This window comes from Geminisphaera colitermitum TAV2 (genome assembly GCF_000171235.2).
GTDB classification, from domain to species: domain Bacteria; phylum Verrucomicrobiota; class Verrucomicrobiia; order Opitutales; family Opitutaceae; genus Geminisphaera; species Geminisphaera colitermitum.
This window is the reverse complement of record NZ_ABEA03000150.1, coordinates 1-4,036: the sequence shown is the minus strand read 5'-3', so window position 1 is coordinate 4,036 and position 4,036 is coordinate 1. Positions and strand designations below refer to the sequence as shown.

Here is a 4,036-nt window from a genome sequence, read left to right as displayed (position 1 = left end):
GGGTAGGGAGGCCTCTCCGAGGCCTCCGTCGGGCGTAGTCGGGGAAATCGTGATTTGCTGGTGATTGAGTGCGTGGTGCGGAGGCCTCGGAGAGGCCTCCCTACCAGGAGATTGAGAGGATGAGCGGGTGGCGGCGTGGTCGGTGCTGAGTTGACCGACTTCGCCGGTTGTCACGAGTTTTCCGATACTGCGGTCGCCTTCGAGGAGGCGGAGGGCGATCCATTCGGGGTGGGCGAGGGTGGGGTAGGTCCGGCCGAGGCGGGCGGTGATGTCGTCGAGGGATTCGCGGAGGCCGGGGACTTCGAGCTGGAGGCGGTAGGGTCTGCAGGTGACGGCGCCGGTGGCGACGGCGTGGACTTCGGCAAGGAGGGCGTCGATGCCTTCGCCGCCGCGCGCGGCGCAGGGGACGACCGGGATGCCGAGGTCGGTGGCGAGGCGGCGGGCGTCGATGACAAGGTTGTGCGCGCGGGCTTCGTCCATGAGGTTGAGGCAGAGGACGGCGCGGTCGGTGATTTGCAGGATTTGAAGAACGAGGTTGAGGTTGCGTTCCAGGCAGGAGGCATCGACGACGATGACGGTGACGTGCGGGCGGCCAAAGAGGATGAATTCGCGCGCCACGGTTTCGTCGGGACTGGCGGAGCGAAGGGAGTAGGTGCCGGGGAGATCGACGATTTTGTAATGGCGTCCTGAATACGAGAAGCCGCCTTCGGCGCGGGCAATGGTTTTGCCGGGCCAGTTGCCGGTGTGCTGGCGCAGGCCGGTGAGACGGTTGAAGACGGTGCTTTTGCCGGTGTTGGGATTGCCGGCGAGGGCGATGATGCTGTCCCAGTTGTCGAGGTTGACGCCGAGTCGTTGGAGTCCTTCGTGTGGAGCGGATGGACAGGTGGCACAAGTGGTTGGCGGACAGGTGGCAGACATGGGTTGTCAGAGATGGGCAGGCTGGGTGTCCGGGTGGGTTGATGATGCGGGTGTTATCAAAACCTGGTCGGCTTGCTCGCGGCGGAGGGCGATGAGAGTGCCGCGGACACGGTAGGCGGCGGGGCCGTGGAAGGGGCTTTGCAGGGCGTATTCGATGCGGCTGCCGGGGACGAAGCCGAGGTCGAGGAGGCGGGAGCGCTCGACGCCGATGCAGCCGGGGAGGAGGAGCAGAACATCGGCGGTGTGCCCGGGGGTGAGGTCGGAGAGGCGGCTGGCAGAGGGGGGGACGGGTTGTTCGGAATCGAGCGGGGGGCGCACGCGAATCATCGCGGCGAGGGCAAGGGGGAGTTCGTAGTCGCGGGCCTCGATGGTGAGGTGACAGGCGGTGGGTTTGAGGGCGTGCAGGGTGAACCGCATGCCGGCGTAGATGCCGTCTTGCGCGAGGCGGGCAAAGAGGGAGGGCGGTTCGTCCTCAATGTGTTCGATGACGCCGGAAACGCCGGGATTCCAAGCGAGGAGGGCGCGGCCTTCGGCGCCGGGCCAGCGGCCTTCGCGGGTGGGGATGGGGTCGCCGTGGGGATCGAAGCGGGGGTTGTCGAGCTGGTCGGCGAGGCGGTTGACTTCGTCGGGCGTAAGGCGGTGCTCGGCGGCGTGGGCGAGGGCGTGCCAGCGTTCGGGCTGGAGGCCGGATTCACGGGCAAGGCGGGTTTCGACCAGGCGGTGGGCGCGCATGATGAGGAGCGCGATTTCGCGTCCGGCGGGCTGGAGGGTCCAGCCGTGTTCGGTGGCGATGGCCGGGGCGGAGCCGGGGAAGGGGACGGGGAAGGGGACGGGGACGGGGAAGGGGACGGACGTGGTGCTGCTGGTGGTGACGAGTCCGGCTTCGCCAGCGCGGGCAAGGGCGAGGAGGACGGTTTCGCGCGAGGTGCCGACGAGGCCGGCGAGGTGTTCGTCGGTGGCGGTGTGGCGCTGGTATTCGCATTCGAGGAGGGCACGCAGGATGTCTTCAACGATTTCGCGCTCGGCGTCTCGCCAGGCGTGCATGGGAGAGGGCGGGGGGGGGGAGGGGCGCGTGGCGTCGGAGGAATCAGAGGCGGGTCGCATGAAATCGTATTACGGATAAAATCAATGTGCGACAGATTCGTTGTGGCAACGAAAAAGTGTAGTGTATGCTAAAATGATGTTGATAGGCGTTAGCAGAGGGCGTGCTGTCGTGCGTCCATCGTTTATTCCACGTAGCGCTGGAGGACGGTGAGGAGGTCGCGTAGTTTTTTGCGGGCGAGCGCGGGGTCGTCGGTTCCTTCGATGCAGTGGTGGACGTGCGACTGGATCAGTTTCTCGGCCAGGGCCTTGAGGGCGCGGCGGGCGGAGACGAGTTGGGTCAGGACTTCGGCGCAGTCGTAGTCATCCTCCATCATGCGCTCCACGGCCTTGAGCTGGCCGGTGATTTTGCGAAGGCGGGTGACAAGCGCCTTCTGTTCTTGTGGCGGGTGGGTTTCGCATGAGTTCGACATGGCCGGATATGATGGATGAAAACACGGGCGGATGCGAGAGGATAAGGGCCGGGTTGACAAAAGGGGGTAGGGGGCATAGGGCATAGGTCATGAAGACTGACTCTGGGCATGATCATGGAAATGAGCACGAGCATGGGTGTGGGTGCGGGCATGAGCATGGACACGGGCACGGACAGAGTGCGGGCGGGACGCCCGCGGCACGGTGTTGTCATGAGCATGGACATCACGATCATGCGGGTTGCGATCATGAGGCGGGCGGGGAATGGCGGACGCCGAGTTTGGTGGTGTCGGGCGTGTGTGTGGCGGCGGCGTTGGTTTTGGAGTGGGGTGGTCTTGGACCGGCTTGGGGCGTGGTCGCGGCGGGGGGGGGGGCATCGTGGCGGGTGGATGGTTTTTGGTTCCGGGGGCTTGGGAGGCGTTGCGGCGGTTGAGGCCCACGATTCCGTTGTTGATGGTGCTGGCAACGGCGGGGGCGGTCATGATTGGGCAGTGGTCGGAGGCGGCCACGGTGGTGTTTTTGTTCGGGGTGGCGGAGTGGCTGGAGGCTTGGGCTGGCCGGCGTTCGGAGCGGGCGGTGAGGGCGTTGCTCGAAATCGTGCCCGACACGGCACGGGTGCGCCGGGGGGGGGGGGGGAGGGAGGCCGTCGAGGTGCCGGTGGCGGAGGTGGCGGTGGGGGAGACGGTGCTGGTGCGCAGTGGCGAGCGCATCCCGCTGGATGGGGTGGTGAGCGGCGGGCGGTCGTCGGTCAATCAGGCTCCGGTCACGGGGGAATCGGTGCCGGTGGACAAGGCGCCGGGCGACGAGGTGTTTGCAGGGACGATCAACAGCGAGGGGGCGCTGGAGGTGCGGGTCTCGAAGGTCGCGGGCGACACGACGCTGGCGAAGATCATCCGGCTCGTATCCGAAGCGCAACGACAGCGCGCGCCGATGCAGCGGTTTGTCGATGTATTCGCAAAATATTACACGCCGTGGGTGACGGTGCTGGCGTTGCTGGTTTTTGTGGTGCCGCCGCTGGCGGCGGGGGCGGAGTGGAGCGTGTGGCTTTACCGGGCGTGCGTGCTGTTGCTCATCGCGTGTCCGTGTGCGCTGGTCATATCGACGCCGGTGGGGATCGTGGCGGGGCTCACGGCACTGGCGCGTCGTGGTGTGCTGGTCAAGGGCGGGGCGCATCTTGAAACGATCGGCCGGTTGCGGGCACTGGCGTTTGACAAGACGGGGACGCTCACCGAGGGCAGGCCGCGGGTGATCGATGTGTTCCCGGAGCCGGGCGTGGAGGCGGCGGAGGTGCTGCGGCTGGCGGCGGCGGTGGACGAGCACTCGACGCATCCGCTGGCTCTGGCGGTGGTGGCGCGGGCGCGCGAGGCGGGCGTGGTGTGGACGCAGGCTGCGGGGTATCGCGCTCATGCGGGGCGGGGGGCGGAAGCGGTGTTGGAGGGGCGCAGGGTGTTTGTCGGCAATCATCGGTTCGCACACGAGTCGGGGGTGTGTTCGCCGGAGTTGGAGGCGCGGCTGGAAGCGATTGAGGCGCGGGGATTGTCGGTCGTTGTTGTCGGAGAGTTCGGCGGAGGGGGGGGGGGGGGGTTGCCGGCGTGCTGGCGCTGGG

Annotated in this window: 4 protein-coding genes; 1 reads left to right on the top strand and 3 read right to left on the bottom strand. The window is 67.1% G+C overall.

Annotated elements, in window-relative coordinates; translation table 11 throughout:
* The 3 genes from OBACDRAFT_RS16900 to OBACDRAFT_RS16890 all read right to left on the bottom strand — a co-directional run.
* The coding region (locus tag OBACDRAFT_RS16900) for a FeoB small GTPase domain-containing protein (protein ID WP_198529930.1) at positions 1–918 on the bottom strand (918 nt) is incomplete at its 3' end.
* 6 nt (positions 919–924) lie between these two features.
* Positions 925–2,022 carry a metal-dependent transcriptional regulator gene (locus OBACDRAFT_RS16895; RefSeq protein ID WP_052362172.1) on the bottom strand — a complete coding sequence of 366 codons (1,098 nt, stop codon included), beginning with the start codon at positions 2,020–2,022 and terminating at the stop codon, positions 925–927.
* Between the two features lie 122 nt (positions 2,023–2,144).
* Complete coding sequence (locus OBACDRAFT_RS16890) at positions 2,145–2,432, bottom strand: metal-sensitive transcriptional regulator (protein WP_043587676.1); 288 nt, start codon at positions 2,430–2,432, stop codon at positions 2,145–2,147.
* A 262-nt stretch (positions 2,433–2,694) separates the two neighbouring features.
* Between OBACDRAFT_RS16890 and OBACDRAFT_RS16885 the strand changes: the two genes are divergently transcribed.
* A partial coding sequence (locus tag OBACDRAFT_RS16885) for a heavy metal translocating P-type ATPase (protein ID WP_232767295.1) occupies positions 2,695–4,036 on the top strand: 1,342 nt, incomplete at its 3' end.

Excerpts from the sequence above, each read along its gene's own strand:
- OBACDRAFT_RS16895 (WP_052362172.1), bottom strand. The coding sequence starts at position 2,022 with ATGCGACCCGCCTCTGATTCCTCCGACGCCACGCGCCCCTCCCCCCCC.
- OBACDRAFT_RS16890 (WP_043587676.1), bottom strand. The coding sequence starts at position 2,432 with ATGTCGAACTCATGCGAAACCCACCCGCCACAAGAACAGAAGGCGCTT.